The following is a 15,736-nucleotide window of genomic DNA, read 5'->3' as shown; positions in this document are numbered from 1 at the left end:
GTTGCAGGATATACAAATTCTTTTGGTGCAGGATATTATGATTTTTACATAATAAAGCTTGATAGTAATGGGGATAAGGTTTGGGAGAAAACCTATGGAGGAAGCAAGAATGATGGGGCTTATTCCATACAGCAGACAACTGATGGAGGATATATAGTTGCAGGATATACAAATTCTTTTGGTGCAGGATATGGTGATTTTTACATAATAAAAACAGATTCAGAAGGAAATACAGGACCATATCCTACTCAGTGATAAGTGATAAGTTGGGGAGCAGGGAGAGAATCCTTGCTCCCTTTTTTATTTAGGTATCTTTGTAAATATCCTTTCTACTCCTCTTTTATTTAGAGGATATCCTTGTTTTGTAATAAATACTCTTTCTTCATATGGAAAATATCCTCTCATTTTTAGCCACTTTGCCATCTCCCTTACAAGAGTCTTTCCCATGTAAACTTCTCTATCTTTTTCTCCCTTTCCACTTCTAATGAAAATACTCCTTTTGGGTAAATTTACATCATTTACAGTGAGGTTTAAAAGTTCAGATAGCCTTATCCCAGTATCTAAAAAGGTAAGAACAATTACATAATTTCTAAAACCATCCCATGATTTTTTATCGCAAACCTTGAGTAAATTAAGTATTTGTTCATCGTTTAAAATATGAGGATAACTTTTTGGAAGTTTATATCTTTTAATTTTTGCTGAAATATTTTCTTCTAAATATCCTTCATCATATAGGAAGTGAAGAAAAGATTTTATAGCTCTAATGTGAGTGTCAATAGAGGCAGGCTTTAGTCCCCTTTCTCTAAGGGATGAAATATATTTCTGGATAGAGTAAACAGAAAGCTCTTCTAAGGGGACAGACTTAGTGAAGGGAATTAAAGTTTCTTTGTACCACTGAAGGGTTTTAGGTCTTTTACCATTCACTTGGGAGACAAAGAAAAAATTATCAAGGAGGGATTTCCAGGATTTAACTTGGTTTTTCATAGTACGCCTGCCTCCTTCAAAAAGAGGGGCAGAGATGAAGATTTAAGAATAAGATTAAAAAAGAGAAAATAGAGATGAAAACTAAGTTTAAAAAAGATGGTGGGCGGAGCAGGACTTGAACCTACGACCTCCTGCTTGTAAGGCAGGCGCTCTAACCACTGAGCTATCCGCCCACTTTATGGCGCCCTCAGGGGGATTCGAACCCCCGTCACCGCCTTGAAAGAGCGGTGTCCTAGGCCGGGCTAGACGATGAGGGCTTTATCTTGGTGAGCCGCACAGGAATCGAACCTGTGACCCCCTGATTAAAAGTCAGGTGCTCTACCGACTGAGCTAGCGGCTCACACGAGTATTTTTATATACTATATTTGTCTTATTTTGTCAATAATTCCAAGGTACAAAATTTTCCTTAACTTCTCCGACAAGTATTCTACCAAAAAAATACATAATTTTCAATAACCCGTCTTTTGTTATAATACCTTATAATACCGAAGTAGGAGGACTTTAAGATTATGAAGATAGTTATAATTGGCTCTTCAGGACACATAAATTATGCTATCGAAGGTATAGGGCTTGATAAAGAATGCGAAGTTGTTGGGGTAGCCCCCGGTTCCAAAGGAGAGAGCATAGATAAAGTTTTAAATATGCTTGGTGAAAATTTTAAGGGAAAGGTTTATGGTGATTATGAGGTAATGTTAGAAGAGCTTTCTCCTGATGTTGCAGTGGTTGCCTGTCATTTTGGAGATATAGCTAAGGTTAATATCAAAGCTTTAAGTTATGGTTGCCATGTTTTTACAGAGAAACCCTTAGCTACTACAATGGAAGATCTTAAAGCATTAAAAAGAGTTTATTATCAGTCTGGTAAAAGACTTTGTGCTATGTTTGGAATAAGGTATAAACCATGGTTTTTTACTGCTTATAAATTCGTAAGAGAAGGAGCCATAGGAGAGATAAGATTAATAAATACTCAAAAGTCTTATAAGTTGGGTAGAAGAGATGAATTTTATAAAAAAGAGAGACTTATGGTGGAACTATTCCATGGGTGGGAATTCATGCTATAGATTGGATTCATTGGTTTACTCATAAAAGGTTTAAGACTATATATGCAACCCATTCAAGGAAATACAATAAAGATCATGGAGATCTTGAAGTTACAGCTCTTTGTCATTTTACGTTGGAGGACGAAATTTTTGCTTCTTTGAGCATAGATTATCTTCGTCCTGATGCTTTATCTCACGATGATGATCGTATGAGAATTGTAGGTACTGATGGAGTAATAGAAGTTATATTTAATAAGGTGTTTTTGACTAACAAAGACTATAAAAATCAAGATCTTCCCCTTGAAGGTAGAGGAAATATATTTGTGGATTTTTTGAAAGAAATAAAAGGTAATGGGAGCTGTATGGTAACAGCAGAAGAGTCTTTTTATGCTACAGAAGTAGCTCTTTTAGCTAGGCAATCAGCAGACAAAAATAAGATTATTTACCTTCCATGAGCTTTTTTATGGCCTGTTTTGCCATATTTGCTCTTGGTGGACATCCTTGTACATATAATCCTTGATCTTTATAGGGAAAAGTACAATTTCCAAAAAGGATTAATTTTTTTGTGAGTTTATATTTGTTTAAATCCTCTACAGGTCCAATTACCACAGTTATATCCTTCAAATCAGCGTTTGGATCTTCTTCAAAGATACCAGCAATTCCACTTGCCATTGCTCTTTTACAACTAGGACAACTTTTTGATGGGTCAATAATGTTAATTTTATCTCTAAATTCTTCATATTCTAATGTTGGCTCTACAATTTTCTCTCTCCACTCAAGAGATTCTATAGGTACACCCAAGAGCTCAATCTCGGAAAGATCTATAGGACCAAGGCTAAATTTCTTTGCAAGAGTTAGATGTCTTATCTTATAAGGATCTACTTTTAATACTCTTGCAGCTATAGAATCTACCGCTACCACGTTGTCTCCTACGATTAGTGTATTGCTTTCTATGCCATAGCCACCCACAGGGAAATTTCCTACAAGGGTGTTTATTGCAGTAGTTATTACAAGGTCACTCTTTCTAAATCTATTTAGATCTACTATGGCGTCTTCTAAACCTGATACATGAATTAGCAAAGTAGTTTCTTTAGGCATAATTCCCATTATATTTTTCATTCCATTAGAAATTATTGTTAAAGCATGAAATCTTAGTCCAGGAACATTTATAAACACATCGCATTCTTCCACAATTGGAGGAATAGGAACTGCAGATTTAATTACTTCTGCCTCAGGTAAAGTTTTTAAATTATGAGGAGGATCGTCGAAACATATAACTTTTGCAAAATTTATCTCTTCTTTCTTGTACCATTTAAAAACGGTAGGAGTTCTTTCTCCAATATATACTTCTTTTGCTCCTTGCTCTTTACAAAGTTTAGCAAGAGATAATACTACTTGAGAGTCAGAAATGAATCCTTTTTCTTCCTTGCTAATAAATGCATTAGGCTTTATCAAGACTATGTCTCCTCTTTTTACGTATTTTTCTATTCCACCAATTAGGTCTATAGCATCTCCAACTGATTTGTATATATCATCCTTTGTCCTTGTTATAGCAACCTTGTTCATGGAGAACCTCCTAGTCTTAATATTTTAATATTATGCAAAGATTATGTACTATATTAAATAAACAATAAAATATAATGCTTTAATTATTAAAGTGTCAATTTTGTTAAGGAAAAATATTCTTACTCTCCCTTAATGCTTGACAAGAGTAATAATAAAGTGATAAATTGTAATGTCGATTAGGATATTTTAAAAATTATTCATTATATATAGGAGGTTGTTAGGAAATGTTTGTGGTAGTAGAGACAGGAGGAAAACAATACAAAGTAAGTGTTGGAAGTATGGTGAATGTGGAGAAACTAAAAGCAAATGTAGGTGATGAGGTAGTTTTAGATAAAGTACTATTGGTGGGAAAAGAAGATGAGGTAATTATTGGTCAACCCTATGTGGAGGGAGCAAAGGTCATAGCAAAGGTGGTTAGACAGGATAAGTATCCCAAGGTAATTGTATTTAAGTTTAAAAGAAAAAAGCATTACAGAAGAAAATACGGACACAGACAACCTTATACTCAACTATCCATTAAAGAAATAGTTCTACCTCATTAGGCAAGAGGAGGTGAATTTAAATGGCTCACAAAAAATCAGGTGGTGCAAGCAGAAACGGAAGAGATAGTAATCCTAAATATTTGGGAGTTAAAAGATTTGAGGGACAATTGGTAGAAGCAGGCAATATACTTGTAAGACAAAGAGGTACGAAAATCTATCCTGGGATGAATGTGGGGATGGGTAGAGATTTTACCCTTTATGCCTTGCAGCCTGGAATTGTTAAATTCTCCATAAAGCATGGCAAAAAGTATGTAAATGTACTTTCTATTCAATAGATGAATGTTTATTGATAGGGCAAAAATATATGTAAAAGCTGGAGATGGTGGAAACGGGTGTATAGCATTCCGTAGGGAGAAGTTTGTACCCAAGGGTGGACCCGCTGGAGGTGATGGTGGTAAAGGTGGAGATGTAATAATTGAGGCAGATGAAAATTTAGATACTCTTCTTGATTTTCATTATAAGAGGCACTATTATGCGGAAAGAGGAGAGCACGGTAAGGGGAAGAATCAAAAAGGTAAAGATGGTAAGGATCTTGTGATAAAGGTACCAGTAGGGACATTGATATTTGATGTTGAGACTGGAGAGCTTCTTGCGGATTTAGTAAGCCATGGACAGAGAGTTGTAGTAGCAAAAGGAGGTAAAGGGGGTAGAGGCAATGCACACTTTGCTACTTCTACAAGGCAAACTCCGTATTTTGCTGAGAAAGGAGAAAAAGGCGAAGAAAGATGGCTTTATCTTGAGTTAAAACTTCTTGCAGATGTGGGACTTTTAGGCCTTCCGAATGCTGGAAAATCAACTCTCCTTTCAAGAATTTCAAATGCAACCCCAGAGATAGCTCCTTATCCCTTTACTACAAAAACTCCTAACTTAGGCGTGGTAGAAAGAGAAGATATTACTTTTACTGTTGCTGACATACCTGGGCTTATAGAAGGTGCTCATGAAAATAAAGGAATGGGAGATGAGTTTCTTAGGCACATAGAAAGGACCTTAGTGTTAGTATTTGTGCTCGATGCTGCAGATATGGTAAATCCTCCTCAGAGGGCTTATGAGATATTGAAGAAGGAACTATATCTTTATAGTCCAAAACTTTTAGAAAAACCAAGGATTATAGCTATTAATAAAATAGATCTTCCTGAAGCTCAGGAAAGAATTCCTGAGATAGAAGAATGGCTAAAAAATGAAGGTGTTCCCTATGTATTTATATCAGCAAAAGAAGGTATTAATATAGACAAACTTTTAGAGCTCATGGAAAAATATGTGAAAGAAAAAAAAGAAAGTATTCCAGTGGTTGAAATAGAGAAAGAAATAGAGGAACTAAAACAAGAGAATAAAAAGCAGGAGATTCCAGAGATAATTAAAGAGGGAGATCTTTGGATATTAAAAGATAAAAAGACGGAAAGTCTTGCTAATAAACTTGATTTATACAATCCTCAGGCTTTTTCATACTTCTTAAACTATGCTAAAAGACGAGGTATAATAAAATTGATAAATAGAGCAAAAATAAAGGACGATGAAGAAATAAAGATAGGAAATTATGTGTTTAAATACAATTCGAAAAATAATTCTCTGGAGCTTATAGAATGAAGATAGGTATTTTAGGTGGAACTTTTGATCCAATACATTATGGGCATCTCTGGTTTGCAGAATACGCCAGAGAGAAATTTAAACTTGACAAGGTATTTTTTATACCTAATAGAGTACCTCCTCATAGGGAAATCCCTATTGCAACCTCAAAACAGAGATATGAAATGGTCCTTTTGGCCACTCTTAATAATCCTTATTTTGAGGTTCTTCCTATTGAACTTGAGAGAGAAGGGGTTTCTTACATGGTAGATACTATTAGAGATCTTTCTACATATTTCTCTAATGCAGAGCTTTATCTTTTATTAGGAAATGATGCTTTTCGAGATTTTTTGAAATGGAAAGATCCTTACAAAATTGTTGAAAAAGTCAGTATTATAATTGGAAGTAGAGGAGAAGAATATTATACTAATGATTTGAAAGACTTTATTAAAACTTTTGAAAATAAGATATTCTTTTTAGACTTTCCTTACTACCCAATATCCGCAAAAGAGATAAGAGATAGGGTAAAGAAAGGCTTGTCTATAAAATATCTTGTTCCTGAGAATGTGGAAGAGTATATTATTAAAAATAGTGTATATTGTGAGGAGGATCAAAAGGATGTCAAATGAAATTTTAGGCACCGATATGGTGGTTCAGATTGGTATTATTGTAAAGGATATAGAGAAAGCTGTGGAGGAATTTTCAAGGATTTTTAATGTAGAAAAACCAGAAATAATAATTACTGATGTTTACGAGAAAGCTCATACAGAGTATAAAGGGAAACCTACATCTGCAAGAGCGAAGCTTGCGTTTTTTAAGAATTTTAAAAATGTGGAGATAGAATTTATAGAACCTGACGAAAATCCCTCTACGTGGAGAGAATTTTTAGATAAGCACGGAGAAGGAGTTCATCATTTGGCTTTTTTGGTTAAAGGAACAGACGAAATTGTGAGAAGATTTAAAAATTATGGAATTGAAGTGGCTCAAAAAGGGGATTACACAGGAGGAAAGTATACTTATCTTGACTCCTTTGAAAAGTTAAAATTTATAATTGAGCTTCTTGAGAATTTTTAAAAATGGAAAGGGTCCTTGCAATTGTTGGAGATTATTATCATCCTGAAGAGAAAATCAAAGAGACCTTAGAGTTTGTTTTAAAGAACACTTATTGGGTTGATTATGCTTCAATTAATAATTTTTCTATGCTAATAAGAGAAGATCCCTATTTAGTTATTATAGGAAGAGAAAATAAGTTAAACCCTCAAGACAAAAATTCTCTTATTTGGATGGATGACGAAATTGAAAATCTTTTGGTAGATTATGTGTCTAATGGAGGGAGACTTCTGGTGATGCATTCAGGCTTAGCCTCCTATGACGTAAGTGGAAAATATGTGAGAGAACTTACAAGAGGATATTTTAAGTATCATCCTGAGAGAAAAATGGTAAAATACTATGGTAGGTATCCTGATAAGGATAAAGATATATATTTCGAGATTTTTGATGAACATTATTTTGTAGAGGTGGATAAAGAAAGTACAAATATTTTCTTGTATTCTACCTCCCTTGATGGAGAGTCTGTTGCAGGATGGTATCATGAGTATGGAAAAGGGAAAATATTGTGTCTTACTCCTGCCCATAATGAGGCTTTAGCTAATGAGAATTTAAGGAAATTACTAAGGGATTTAATATTATGGATGTGAATGAAATTCAAAAGTTTTTGTTAATTATAGAAAATAAACTTCAAGAGAATTGGAATAAATTCTCTTCTAATATATCAATTCATTTAATCACAGCCTATCATATGGGGTGGGTCGGTGAAGACTTAACTCCTCTTGCTAATATTAGGCGGGGAAAGAGATTAAGACCCCTATTTTGTGTTTTAGTAAATCAAACCTTAGGTGGTTTCTTAGATGATGCATTAGAGATAGGTTCTGCTATTGAATTTTTACATAATTTTTCTTTAGTTCATGATGATATTCAGGATAGAGATGAGAAAAGGCATGGTAGATGGACTGTTTGGAAGATATGGGGAGAGGCTCAAGCGATAAATGTGGGAGATCTACTTTTTAACATGGTTTTTCAGGTACTTACAAACTTAAAATCTCCTGTTTTGCTTTCCAAATCCTTAAAAGAACTGACAGAGACTATAAGAGAACTTATCGAAGGGCAATATCTTGATATTTCTTTTGAAAAGAGAAAGGATATTAGTCTTAAGGAATATTTAATGATGATAGATAAAAAAACTGCCAAATTATTTTCTACAAGTTTTTATCTTGGTGCTTTCTCGGCTACCTATAAAGAAGATCTTTCAAAGATATTTCAAGAAATAGGGAGAGATTTTGGTTTATTTTTCCAAATTGCTGATGATGCTATAGGTATATGGGGTGATCCTGAGAAAACGGGAAAAAATGCTTTTGTAGATCTTTGGAGAAAAAAGAAAACTTATCCTATTCTATATTTATATTCCGAATCTTCTGAAAAAGAAAAATTAAGAATAGAAGAGATATGGGGGAGAGAGATTGTTACAGAGAAGGATATCGAATATCTTTTAGACCATTTAGAAAGGAAAAGAGTTAAAGAGGCGACCTTCAATCTTGCTGAAAAATATTTTGATGAGGGGTATAAAAAACTTTTGTCTTTTCAAGACTTGTACAATATTTCCCTCCTAAGAAAACTCTTTGAAGACTATTATAATTTGATTTTTTCTCTCCAGAGATCATAAATGTCTCTTCCCACAATTTTTAAATAAGTCTGTAATTCTCTTGAGAAAGAAGATCTTTCATAAGCCCATCCCCATTTCTGAGGTTCATATCTTGCAAGCATGCTCAGAAGAAAAAGTATTAAGTAATGAATAGCTAAGTTATCAAGAGATGTTTTTCTATTAAGGAATAAAAATAAATCACCTAAGGTATATTTTTCTCCTTCTGGAAGGGAATAGGGAGAAATGGCTTTGTAAAAAGTAGGAAAAAGTCCCTTTTCTTTTATGAGTACAGTCTCAACTCTTGGATCATAATCTTTTGTCCAATCTACAGATTTATCTCCTGCTACTCTTACGGTAAGTCCATGGAGAACTTCTCGTGGGATAGTTTTTGACTTCATTAAAATTATTATTTTGGAAAGAGCTACTAATCCATAAAAAAATAGTAAGGGGGAAACAAAATAATCGGATTTCTCTCCTATTTCTAAATTACTTTTTGCTTGTATTAATGTATAGTGAAGAAAGAAACGCTCTCCCTCTCCTAAATTAGTAGATAATTTTTTCTCATATTTTAAAAGGTTTTTATAGGGAGAGCGCCTTATCATAGTTAAATCTTTAAAGACTTCTCAAAAATTCAATAAACTTTTCTAATCTTTTCAAAGTCTTATCTTTTCCAAGCACCTCTGCAATCTCGTAAAGTCCTGGTCCTACTGTTTTGTTAGTTAGAGCAACTCGAATTGGATGAACAAGGTTTTTGGTAGGAATTTGATTTTCTTCAGCTAAGTTTCTTAATGAGTTTTCTAAATTTTCAGCAGTAAATTCTTGTATTTGGCTCCATACCTCTTTTATTTTCTCTAAATAAAGTGGAGTATCAGGATGCTTGCATACCTTTTTAGCTATTTCCACATCATAATCTAAATCATCTACAAAGAAGTAATCAGCGTATTCTCTAATTTGAGCAAGAGTTTTCAGTCTCTCCTGGAGAAGAGTAAGCACTTTAAGATAGTATTCTCTTTTGAAATTTTCCTCTTTGAACCATTCTGCTTCTTTTAAAAAAGGATATGTAAGATCTGCAAGCTCTTCTAAGGATAATCTTCTTATATGTTGGGTGTTTATCCATTCAAGCTTTGTCACATCAAATATGCCTGGATTTTTAGTAACTCTTCTTAGATCAAAAAGCTCAATTAATTCTTCTACAGTATAAATTTCCTTGTTCTCTTCGGGAGTCCATCCTAAAAGAGCAAGATAATTCACTAATGCTTGAGGAAGATAACCCATATTCTTATATTCCGTAACCGATGTCACGCCATGTCTTTTAGAGAGTTTTGATCGGTCAGGGCCAAGAAGAAGTGGAAGATGAGCAAACTCAGGGGGACTCCATCCAAAAGCTTGGTATATAAATAACTGTTTTGGAGTATTGGATATGTGGTCTTCTCCTCTTATTACGTGGGTTATTCCCATAGTGTAGTCATCGATCACTACTGCAAAGTTGTAGGTGGGTATTCCGTCCGATTTCATAATGACAAAATCTCCAATATCTTCGTTATTAAATTCTATTTCTCCTCGAATAATATCGTTAAATACTGTTTTACCTTCTGGAACAAGAAGCCTTATGGCAGGTTTTCTTCCTTCTCTTTCATATCTTGCCCTTTCTTCATCCGATAGATATAAACATTTTCTGTCGTATTTAGGTGGTTTCTTCTGAGCAAGAGCTTCTTTTCTTCTTTCTTCTAATTCTTCAGGGGTACAATAGCAATAATAAGCAAGTCCCTTTCTTAATAGTTCATCAGCATACTTTCTATATAGGTCTAATCTTTGGGTTTGATAGTATGGTCCCTCATCCCAATAAAGTCCTAACCATTTCAGTCCTTCAATTATATTTTCTTCATATTCTTTTGTAGATCTAGCAAGGTCAGTATCTTCTATTCTTAAAATAAAAGTTCCCTTATTGTGTCTTGCAAAAAGCCAATTAAACAAAGCGGTATGCGCCGTACCTACATGAAGATAACCTGTTGGACTTGGAGCAATTCTTACTCTTACACTATCCATTAAGTGACACCACTCCCTTCTTTGGGGTCCTATAAAATCTTGTATGAATAAGTTACCTCTGCTGTTCCCCTTAAAATAACAGAGACTGAGCAGTATTTATTTTGGGATAGTTCTATTGCCTTTTTAATATTTTCCTCATTGAGATTTTCGCCTTTAAAAATATACTCAATGTGAACCTTAGTGTATACCTTAGGATGTTCTGTAGCTCTTTCTGTGGTAATTCTCATCTCAAAATGCTCTACTTTTTCCTTCATTTTGTTTAAAATGGAAATAACATCCATACCAGTACACCCACCAAGAGCTACGGGAATAAGCTCCATTGGGGCTGGTCCTTTGTTTTCTCCACCGTGCTCAGGAACTGCGTCCATTACAATATTAAAATTTGATGGTGTAGTACCTGTAAATTGCATTTTTCCATCCCATACTACTTTTGTTTCCATCCTTAAATCCCTCCTTAGTTTTTTATTTTTTAATACTTTTAAAAGTATACAGAGTGGTAAATTATTGTCAATGCTTTAATTATAAGATAAAATATCTTGATAAACAAAATAATTTTAGGGAGGATCAGAGATGGTAGAAAAGTTAGATCAGATTGAAGAACTTAAAAAATTAGATCCCAAAGATATGTACTCTGCGGTTTATAATCTACCTGAACAGATTGAAAGAGCAGCAGAAGTTGCATACAATGCTGAAATTAAGAACATATCCGATAAAATTGACAAAGTTCTTGTACTTGGAATGGGTGGCTCTGCCATAGGTGGAGATGTCTTACAAAGTGTACTCTTTAAAGAAGCTAAATTTCCAGTTTTTGTAAATAGGGATTATGATTTACCAAATTGGGTTGATGAAAGCACCTTAGTTTTTGCTGTTAGTTATTCGGGGCATACAGTAGAAACTATAAATTCGGCAAAACTATCCTATAGTAGGGGTGCATCAGTGGTTGCTGTAACTAGTGGCGGAGTATTGAAAGAATTTGCTCAAGAAAACAATCTTACCCTTGTGGAGATACCGAGTGGAATGGCTCCAAGGGCAGCCATAGGTTATGTGACTATACCATCTTTTGTAATTTTGGAAAGATTAGGACTTATTTCTTCTAAAAAGAAGGATATTGAAGAGACAGTAGCATATTTGAGAAATAAGAGAGAAGAATTTAAGATTGAGGTTCCCACTGAACAAAATGTGGCAAAAAAAGTTGCAAAAATGATGTTCAAACATATTCCTGTTATTTATGCTGTGGAAGAAAAATGGAAGGTAGCTGCTTATAGATGGAAATGTCAAATAAATGAGAATTCGAAATATCCTGCTTTTTATCATTTCTTTCCCGAATTAAATCATAACGAAATTATGGCGTGGGAAGCTATAGACGATGTTATAAAGCCATTAACTTTAATTTTCCTTTACACATCTCTTGAGGGAGAGATGAAGATAAGAGTTGAGTTTATGCAAGAGAAGATCTCGGCAAGAGGAGTTCCAGTATTTCTTTGGCAAGCAGAAGGTAATAATCCATTGACTCAATTTTTCTCCCTAACTTATCTTGGGGATTTTGCTACTGTCTACCTTGCTTATCTTGCAGATAAGGATCCCTTCTCCATAGGCTATATAAATGAGCTTAAATTAAGGATTGGACAGGCTTTAAGTTGAAGATATTAGCCCTTGCAGATATAGAGTCTCCCAATTTTTACGAAAGATTTGATATTAGCCCATATAGAGGGGTGGAGGGGGTAATATCTTGTGGTGATGTTATGCCCGAACTTTTAACCTACGTTGCTACCATGTTAAATGTACCTGTTTTTTATGTATATGGAAATCACGATGAGATATATTTGAAACGTCCTCCTGAAGGCTGTGAAAACATTGATGGTAGGATAATTGAATTTAAAGGAAAAAAAATATTAGGACTTGGAGGATCTATTAAGTACAGTGATGGGAAATTTCAATTTACAGAGAAAGAGATGGAAGGAAGAATAAGGAGACTTTATTTTAAATTAAGAAAGGGTATAGATATTGTGGTTGCCCATTCTCCCCCAGCAGGGGTTCATGAAACGGGTGATTTTGCTCACAAGGGCTTTGAATCTTTTCTTAAATTAATTATAAAGTACCAGCCTAAGTATTTTTTACATGGGCATACTCATATGAACTATGTTTATAACTCTCAGAGAATTGCTGAAATTGGAAAAACTAAGGTTATAAATTGTTCTGGGATAGTGATATTGGAGCTTTGAAGATGAGGTTTTTTAGAGGCTTATTTAAAAAAAGACATCTAAAAAGTTTTGACGAAAAATTAAAAGAGGAAGATTTTATTGGATGGAGAGATTTAGGCTATCAAACCATTGAGGTTGATAAAATTGTGGGAAGTGTAGGAAGGTATAGAGATTTTGATGAAGAGTTCAGACCATTAAAGGGAAGCTCAAAAAGCAGATTACAAGAGCTTGAGAATGCCATATTAAGAGGGAAGATCTTACCTCCCATTGAAGTTTATAAGATAAAAGATGAATATTATGTTGTAGATGGAAATCATAGAGTGGCGGTAGCAAAGAAATTAGGACAAAAGGAAATTGATGCTCATATAATAGAGTATATTCCTGCAGAGACTAGTATGGAAAATATATTAGCTCGGGAAAGATCAGATTTTGAACTAATAACGGGTTTAAGAGATATAATTCTTACAGAGATAGGGCAGTATAGAAAGCTTCTAAGCCAGATTTTAGAACATAAATATTATATGAGTGAGAGAAGGGGAGAGGAAGTTAGCATAAAAGAAGCAGCAAGAGATTGGTATAAAAATATATACCTACCTATTGTAGAGAAGATTAGGAAAGAAAAGCTTCTTGATGCTTTTCCTGGAAGAACCGAAGCAGATTTATATGTATACATATCCGATCATAAATGGCTTGAAAGCCAAAAAAGAGGATATGATATAGGCTTTGACAAAGCAATAGAGGATTTTAAAAATTTTGTTCCAGAGACCTCCCTTAAGGAAAAAATTTTTGATCTTTTCAAATTTCAATTTTAGAAAAAGGATATTTGTCTTTTGTCTTCATTTCCAAATATTTCAATTTTTCCATAGACCCCATCGTACCCTGGTTTAATAGAAATTTTTCCTTCTCTCATGAGTCTTATACCTATAGCTACTTTTTCAGATACTTTAGCAATTTCAGAGATGTCTCTATAAAGAAGAATACTTAGTTCATCACCAAGGTTCTCTATAAACCTCATGTATTCTCTTTGAACATAAGGAGAAGATACATCTTTATCCATGGCTTGAGCTATAATCTCCTCTAAAGGAACTAAGTTTACATAAGGGATTTTATTCTGAGGTATAAATCCCTCTTCTCTATCTGCAAGAGCTTCTACTCTGTGGAGTACCCCTATGGTAAGAGGTTTTTTACATACAGGACATAAATTTTCTAATCTTTGGCTTTCTTTAGGATGTAAAGACACATTGCAGTTCCTATGTCCATCATAATGATATTTCCCCTCTTCTGGGAAAAATTCAATGGTAAACAAAAACTTATTTTTGTCTTGGGTCTTTATAGCGTTAAAAATCTCTCTATAATTCATATCACAGTTAAATACATTAGCTTCTCTTCCAATTTTCCCTGGCGAGTGGGCATCAGAGTTAGAAATCAGACATATTTTATCAAGAGAGCTTAATCTCCAATTCATAGGAGGATCACTACTCAATCCTGTCTCAAGGGCAAAGATTTTACTACTATATCTATCAAAAGCTTCTTCTATAGAATCAAACCCTGAGTTAGATCCAAATAGAGAAAACCACGGTGTCCAAGCATGGGCAGGAATTATGTGAACATCCTCAGATATCTCCCAAAGAAGAGGTAAGATTTCTAATATTGATTTTCCAATAGTAGGCCTTCCATCAACAGAAAGGTCGCAAAATTTACTTAAGGTTTTGTTAATCTTGGAGGCAATTTCTAACGTGGGTGAGAAAATAATCAGGTGAATTCTTCTCAATTTTTTATTCTGAGAATATACCAAACTTACTTCAGAGGTTAATATAAAGTTTGTACTATTATAAGAGTAAATGCCATAGTTTTCTTCTTTTAATTTTTCCTTCAATTCTTCAAACCATAAAGGATGAGTGAAATCTCCTGTTCCTAAAAGGGCTACACCTTTTATCTTTGCCCATTTTGAAATCCCTTCTAAATTCATATCTTTGCTTGTGGCTCTACTATATTTGGAATGAATATGAAAATCTGCTATGAATCTCAAAGAAATCACCTCTTTTATTCTCATTAGTTTATAATAAATTGGTTAGATTGTTAATATTTTCTCAAGGGAGGGAACTATGAACTTTGAATACTTTCTGAGGCTTTATGGAAGGGAAAGGAAGTATGAATTTAAAGCAAAAAATGTTAGAGAATGGGAAGATTGGAAAACAAATTTTAGGAAGGACTTGATCAGGATTTTAGGAGAATTTCCTGAAAGTTCAGATTTTAAATTAGAGATTCTTGAAAAAAGTAAGCTTAGAAATATCTGTGTGGAAAAAATTAAGTTTAACTCCTCAAAAGATATAGAAGTTATAGGTTATGTTTTAACTCCTGAAATAAATCTTCCTGCTCCTTTTGTAATAGCTGTTCCTGGACATGGAGTTGGAGCAAAAGATGCAGTTTTTGGGGATTCTTCAGGATATATGAAGAATTTTGGAGTTCTACTTGCTCAAAGTGGTTTTTTAACTTTTGTTATAGAGCAGCTTGGATTTGGAGAAAGAAGAGAGGAAAAAGATATAGAAGAAAGAGAAGATAAAAGCTCCTGTAGAACTTATGCTTTTTGGGCTTTAATGCAAGGCAAGACTCTAATAGGATTAAGGGTTTGGGATATTATAAGGACTATTGATCTTTTTTTGGAAAATTTTGAGATAAAAAGCGATGCTATTGGAATTTATGGAATCTCGGGAGGAGGAACCACTGCACTTTTTACCTCAGCTATTGACGATAGAATAAAAGCTACAGTGATTAGTGGGTATCTTAATACCTTTAGAGATAGTATTTTGTCAATGTCTCACTGTGAATGCAATTATATTCCAGGGATTTTAGAATATGGAGAAATGTATGATATAGCTTCTCTTATTGCTCCAAGATTCCTATTTATTGAGCATGGAAAAAAGGATCCTATTTTTCCCATAGAAAGCACTGTTTTTGCTTTTAAAAAAATTAAGGAGGTATATGATTTTTTAGGGGTTTCTGAAAATATAGATTGTGAATTCTTTGATGGTGGACATGAGATTTATGCTAATAAGTCTATTTTTTGGCTTAAAAGGATTTTACAAGGTAAATAATAAT

The 15,736-nt window shown here is 34.0% G+C and carries 19 protein-coding genes, 3 tRNA genes and 1 pseudogene; 14 read left to right on the top strand and 9 right to left on the bottom strand.

The window, feature by feature from the left end; all coding sequences use genetic code 11:
- Nucleotides 1-255 (top strand): annotated as a pseudogene (locus tag ACP5QL_RS08325) (hypothetical protein); the annotation flags it as partial.
- Between the two features lie 45 nt (nt 256-300).
- Here the strand turns inward: ACP5QL_RS08325 and ACP5QL_RS08320 are convergent.
- The 4 genes from ACP5QL_RS08320 to ACP5QL_RS08305 all read right to left on the bottom strand — a co-directional run bounded on the left by ACP5QL_RS08320 (nt 301) and on the right by ACP5QL_RS08305 (nt 1,324).
- Nucleotides 301-984 carry a tyrosine-type recombinase/integrase gene (locus tag ACP5QL_RS08320; RefSeq protein WP_428126902.1) on the bottom strand — a complete coding sequence of 228 codons (684 nt, stop codon included), beginning with the start codon at nt 982-984 and terminating at the stop codon, nt 301-303.
- A gap of 97 nt (nt 985-1,081) precedes the next feature.
- Nucleotides 1,082-1,157, bottom strand: a tRNA-Val gene (locus ACP5QL_RS08315).
- A gap of 6 nt (nt 1,158-1,163) precedes the next feature.
- Nucleotides 1,164-1,241, bottom strand: a tRNA-Glu gene (locus ACP5QL_RS08310).
- A 7-nt stretch (nt 1,242-1,248) separates the two neighbouring features.
- Nucleotides 1,249-1,324 (bottom strand) — tRNA-Lys (locus ACP5QL_RS08305).
- Between the two features lie 169 nt (nt 1,325-1,493).
- On the opposite strand from ACP5QL_RS08305, the gene ACP5QL_RS08300 reads away from it, so the two are divergent.
- Nucleotides 1,494-2,042, top strand: coding sequence for a Gfo/Idh/MocA family oxidoreductase (locus ACP5QL_RS08300; RefSeq protein WP_272995757.1), 549 nt, complete (start codon nt 1,494-1,496; stop codon nt 2,040-2,042).
- Nucleotides 2,024-2,476 carry a Gfo/Idh/MocA family protein gene (locus ACP5QL_RS08295; RefSeq protein WP_428126897.1) on the top strand — a complete coding sequence of 151 codons (453 nt, stop codon included), beginning with the start codon at nt 2,024-2,026 and terminating at the stop codon, nt 2,474-2,476. The genes ACP5QL_RS08300 and ACP5QL_RS08295 overlap by 19 nt, the downstream gene beginning before the upstream one ends.
- Here the strand turns inward: ACP5QL_RS08295 and ACP5QL_RS08290 are convergent.
- Nucleotides 2,460-3,587 carry a DUF362 domain-containing protein gene (locus tag ACP5QL_RS08290; protein WP_424662503.1) on the bottom strand — a complete coding sequence of 376 codons (1,128 nt, stop codon included), beginning with the start codon at nt 3,585-3,587 and terminating at the stop codon, nt 2,460-2,462. The genes ACP5QL_RS08295 and ACP5QL_RS08290 overlap by 17 nt on opposite strands.
- Before the next feature lie 224 nt (nt 3,588-3,811).
- On the opposite strand from ACP5QL_RS08290, the gene rplU reads away from it, so the two are divergent.
- Genes rplU through ACP5QL_RS08255 form a run of 7 tightly spaced genes read left to right on the top strand, consistent with a single transcriptional unit; the run spans nt 3,812 to nt 8,411 of the window.
- A complete protein-coding gene (rplU, locus tag ACP5QL_RS08285; RefSeq protein WP_012583641.1) occupies nt 3,812-4,129 on the top strand; it encodes a 50S ribosomal protein L21 in 318 nt (105 codons plus the stop codon).
- 20 nt (nt 4,130-4,149) lie between these two features.
- Nucleotides 4,150-4,404 carry a 50S ribosomal protein L27 gene (rpmA, locus tag ACP5QL_RS08280; protein ID WP_012583640.1) on the top strand — a complete coding sequence of 85 codons (255 nt, stop codon included), beginning with the start codon at nt 4,150-4,152 and terminating at the stop codon, nt 4,402-4,404.
- A 4-nt stretch (nt 4,405-4,408) separates the two neighbouring features.
- Nucleotides 4,409-5,713 (top strand): GTPase ObgE, encoded by a 1,305-nt coding sequence (obgE, locus tag ACP5QL_RS08275; protein ID WP_272995764.1) that lies wholly within the window; start codon nt 4,409-4,411, stop codon nt 5,711-5,713.
- Complete coding sequence (gene nadD / locus ACP5QL_RS08270; protein ID WP_272995766.1) at nt 5,710-6,321, top strand: nicotinate-nucleotide adenylyltransferase; 612 nt, start codon at nt 5,710-5,712, stop codon at nt 6,319-6,321. The genes obgE and nadD overlap by 4 nt, the downstream gene beginning before the upstream one ends.
- Nucleotides 6,311-6,766: a VOC family protein gene (locus tag ACP5QL_RS08265; protein ID WP_272995768.1), complete on the top strand. Its 456-nt coding sequence runs from the start codon at nt 6,311-6,313 to the stop codon at nt 6,764-6,766. Before nadD ends, ACP5QL_RS08265 begins: the two co-directional genes overlap by 11 nt.
- A 2-nt stretch (nt 6,767-6,768) precedes the next feature.
- Nucleotides 6,769-7,389 carry a ThuA domain-containing protein gene (locus ACP5QL_RS08260; RefSeq protein ID WP_012583636.1) on the top strand — a complete coding sequence of 207 codons (621 nt, stop codon included), beginning with the start codon at nt 6,769-6,771 and terminating at the stop codon, nt 7,387-7,389.
- Nucleotides 7,380-8,411: a polyprenyl synthetase family protein gene (locus tag ACP5QL_RS08255; protein ID WP_012583635.1), complete on the top strand. Its 1,032-nt coding sequence runs from the start codon at nt 7,380-7,382 to the stop codon at nt 8,409-8,411. Before ACP5QL_RS08260 ends, ACP5QL_RS08255 begins: the two co-directional genes overlap by 10 nt.
- Here the strand turns inward: ACP5QL_RS08255 and ACP5QL_RS08250 are convergent.
- The 3 genes from ACP5QL_RS08250 to ACP5QL_RS08240 are packed head-to-tail and all read right to left on the bottom strand — an operon-like array spanning nt 8,378 to nt 10,876.
- Complete coding sequence (locus ACP5QL_RS08250) at nt 8,378-8,992, bottom strand: YaaC family protein (protein ID WP_012583634.1); 615 nt, start codon at nt 8,990-8,992, stop codon at nt 8,378-8,380. The genes ACP5QL_RS08255 and ACP5QL_RS08250 overlap by 34 nt on opposite strands.
- Before the next feature lie 10 nt (nt 8,993-9,002).
- Nucleotides 9,003-10,436, bottom strand: a complete 1,434-nt coding sequence (gene gltX / locus ACP5QL_RS08245) for a glutamate--tRNA ligase (RefSeq protein ID WP_012583633.1) — start codon at nt 10,434-10,436, stop codon at nt 9,003-9,005.
- Nucleotides 10,437-10,465: 29 nt separating this feature from the next.
- Nucleotides 10,466-10,876, bottom strand: coding sequence for an OsmC family protein (locus ACP5QL_RS08240; RefSeq protein WP_428126883.1), 411 nt, complete (start codon nt 10,874-10,876; stop codon nt 10,466-10,468).
- A 130-nt stretch (nt 10,877-11,006) separates the two neighbouring features.
- On the opposite strand from ACP5QL_RS08240, the gene ACP5QL_RS08235 reads away from it, so the two are divergent.
- From ACP5QL_RS08235 to ACP5QL_RS08225, 3 genes are read left to right on the top strand one after another with little or no spacing between them, the layout of a single operon-like run.
- Nucleotides 11,007-12,077 (top strand): bifunctional phosphoglucose/phosphomannose isomerase, encoded by a 1,071-nt coding sequence (locus ACP5QL_RS08235; protein ID WP_272995773.1) that lies wholly within the window; start codon nt 11,007-11,009, stop codon nt 12,075-12,077.
- Nucleotides 12,074-12,658: a metallophosphoesterase family protein gene (locus ACP5QL_RS08230; protein WP_428126879.1), complete on the top strand. Its 585-nt coding sequence runs from the start codon at nt 12,074-12,076 to the stop codon at nt 12,656-12,658. Before ACP5QL_RS08235 ends, ACP5QL_RS08230 begins: the two co-directional genes overlap by 4 nt.
- A 2-nt stretch (nt 12,659-12,660) precedes the next feature.
- Nucleotides 12,661-13,449, top strand: coding sequence for a DUF4032 domain-containing protein (locus ACP5QL_RS08225; protein WP_272995774.1), 789 nt, complete (start codon nt 12,661-12,663; stop codon nt 13,447-13,449).
- On the opposite strand, the gene ACP5QL_RS08220 is transcribed toward ACP5QL_RS08225, so the two are convergent.
- Nucleotides 13,446-14,666: an endonuclease Q family protein gene (locus ACP5QL_RS08220; protein WP_420536169.1), complete on the bottom strand. Its 1,221-nt coding sequence runs from the start codon at nt 14,664-14,666 to the stop codon at nt 13,446-13,448. The genes ACP5QL_RS08225 and ACP5QL_RS08220 overlap by 4 nt on opposite strands.
- A 76-nt stretch (nt 14,667-14,742) precedes the next feature.
- On the opposite strand from ACP5QL_RS08220, the gene ACP5QL_RS08215 reads away from it, so the two are divergent.
- Entirely contained in the window at nt 14,743-15,732 is a 990-nt protein-coding gene (locus tag ACP5QL_RS08215) for an alpha/beta hydrolase family protein (RefSeq protein WP_012583627.1), read from the top strand.
- Nucleotides 15,733-15,736 lie beyond the last annotated feature (4 nt).

The organism is Dictyoglomus sp. (genome assembly GCF_049968615.1).
Lineage (GTDB): Bacteria > Dictyoglomota > Dictyoglomia > Dictyoglomales > Dictyoglomaceae > Dictyoglomus > Dictyoglomus turgidum.
The sequence above is the reverse complement of the archived record's forward strand: the minus strand, read 5'-3'. Positions and strand labels throughout refer to the sequence as shown.

Coding starts and splice junctions, on each gene's coding strand:
- ACP5QL_RS08240 (WP_428126883.1), bottom strand. CDS start 10,876: ATGGAAACAAAAGTAGTATGGGATGGAAAAATGCAATTTACAGGTACT.
- rplU (WP_012583641.1), top strand. CDS start 3,812: ATGTTTGTGGTAGTAGAGACAGGAGGAAAACAATACAAAGTAAGTGTT.
- ACP5QL_RS08265 (WP_272995768.1), top strand. CDS start 6,311: ATGTCAAATGAAATTTTAGGCACCGATATGGTGGTTCAGATTGGTATT.
- ACP5QL_RS08320 (WP_428126902.1), bottom strand. CDS start 984: ATGAAAAACCAAGTTAAATCCTGGAAATCCCTCCTTGATAATTTTTTC.
- ACP5QL_RS08290 (WP_424662503.1), bottom strand. CDS start 3,587: ATGAACAAGGTTGCTATAACAAGGACAAAGGATGATATATACAAATCA.
- ACP5QL_RS08300 (WP_272995757.1), top strand. CDS start 1,494: ATGAAGATAGTTATAATTGGCTCTTCAGGACACATAAATTATGCTATC.
- nadD (WP_272995766.1), top strand. CDS start 5,710: ATGAAGATAGGTATTTTAGGTGGAACTTTTGATCCAATACATTATGGG.
- ACP5QL_RS08215 (WP_012583627.1), top strand. CDS start 14,743: ATGAACTTTGAATACTTTCTGAGGCTTTATGGAAGGGAAAGGAAGTAT.
- ACP5QL_RS08225 (WP_272995774.1), top strand. CDS start 12,661: ATGAGGTTTTTTAGAGGCTTATTTAAAAAAAGACATCTAAAAAGTTTT.
- obgE (WP_272995764.1), top strand. CDS start 4,409: ATGTTTATTGATAGGGCAAAAATATATGTAAAAGCTGGAGATGGTGGA.
- ACP5QL_RS08255 (WP_012583635.1), top strand. CDS start 7,380: ATGGATGTGAATGAAATTCAAAAGTTTTTGTTAATTATAGAAAATAAA.
- ACP5QL_RS08235 (WP_272995773.1), top strand. CDS start 11,007: ATGGTAGAAAAGTTAGATCAGATTGAAGAACTTAAAAAATTAGATCCC.
- gltX (WP_012583633.1), bottom strand. CDS start 10,436: ATGGATAGTGTAAGAGTAAGAATTGCTCCAAGTCCAACAGGTTATCTT.
- ACP5QL_RS08250 (WP_012583634.1), bottom strand. CDS start 8,992: ATGATAAGGCGCTCTCCCTATAAAAACCTTTTAAAATATGAGAAAAAA.
- ACP5QL_RS08260 (WP_012583636.1), top strand. CDS start 6,769: ATGGAAAGGGTCCTTGCAATTGTTGGAGATTATTATCATCCTGAAGAG.
- rpmA (WP_012583640.1), top strand. CDS start 4,150: ATGGCTCACAAAAAATCAGGTGGTGCAAGCAGAAACGGAAGAGATAGT.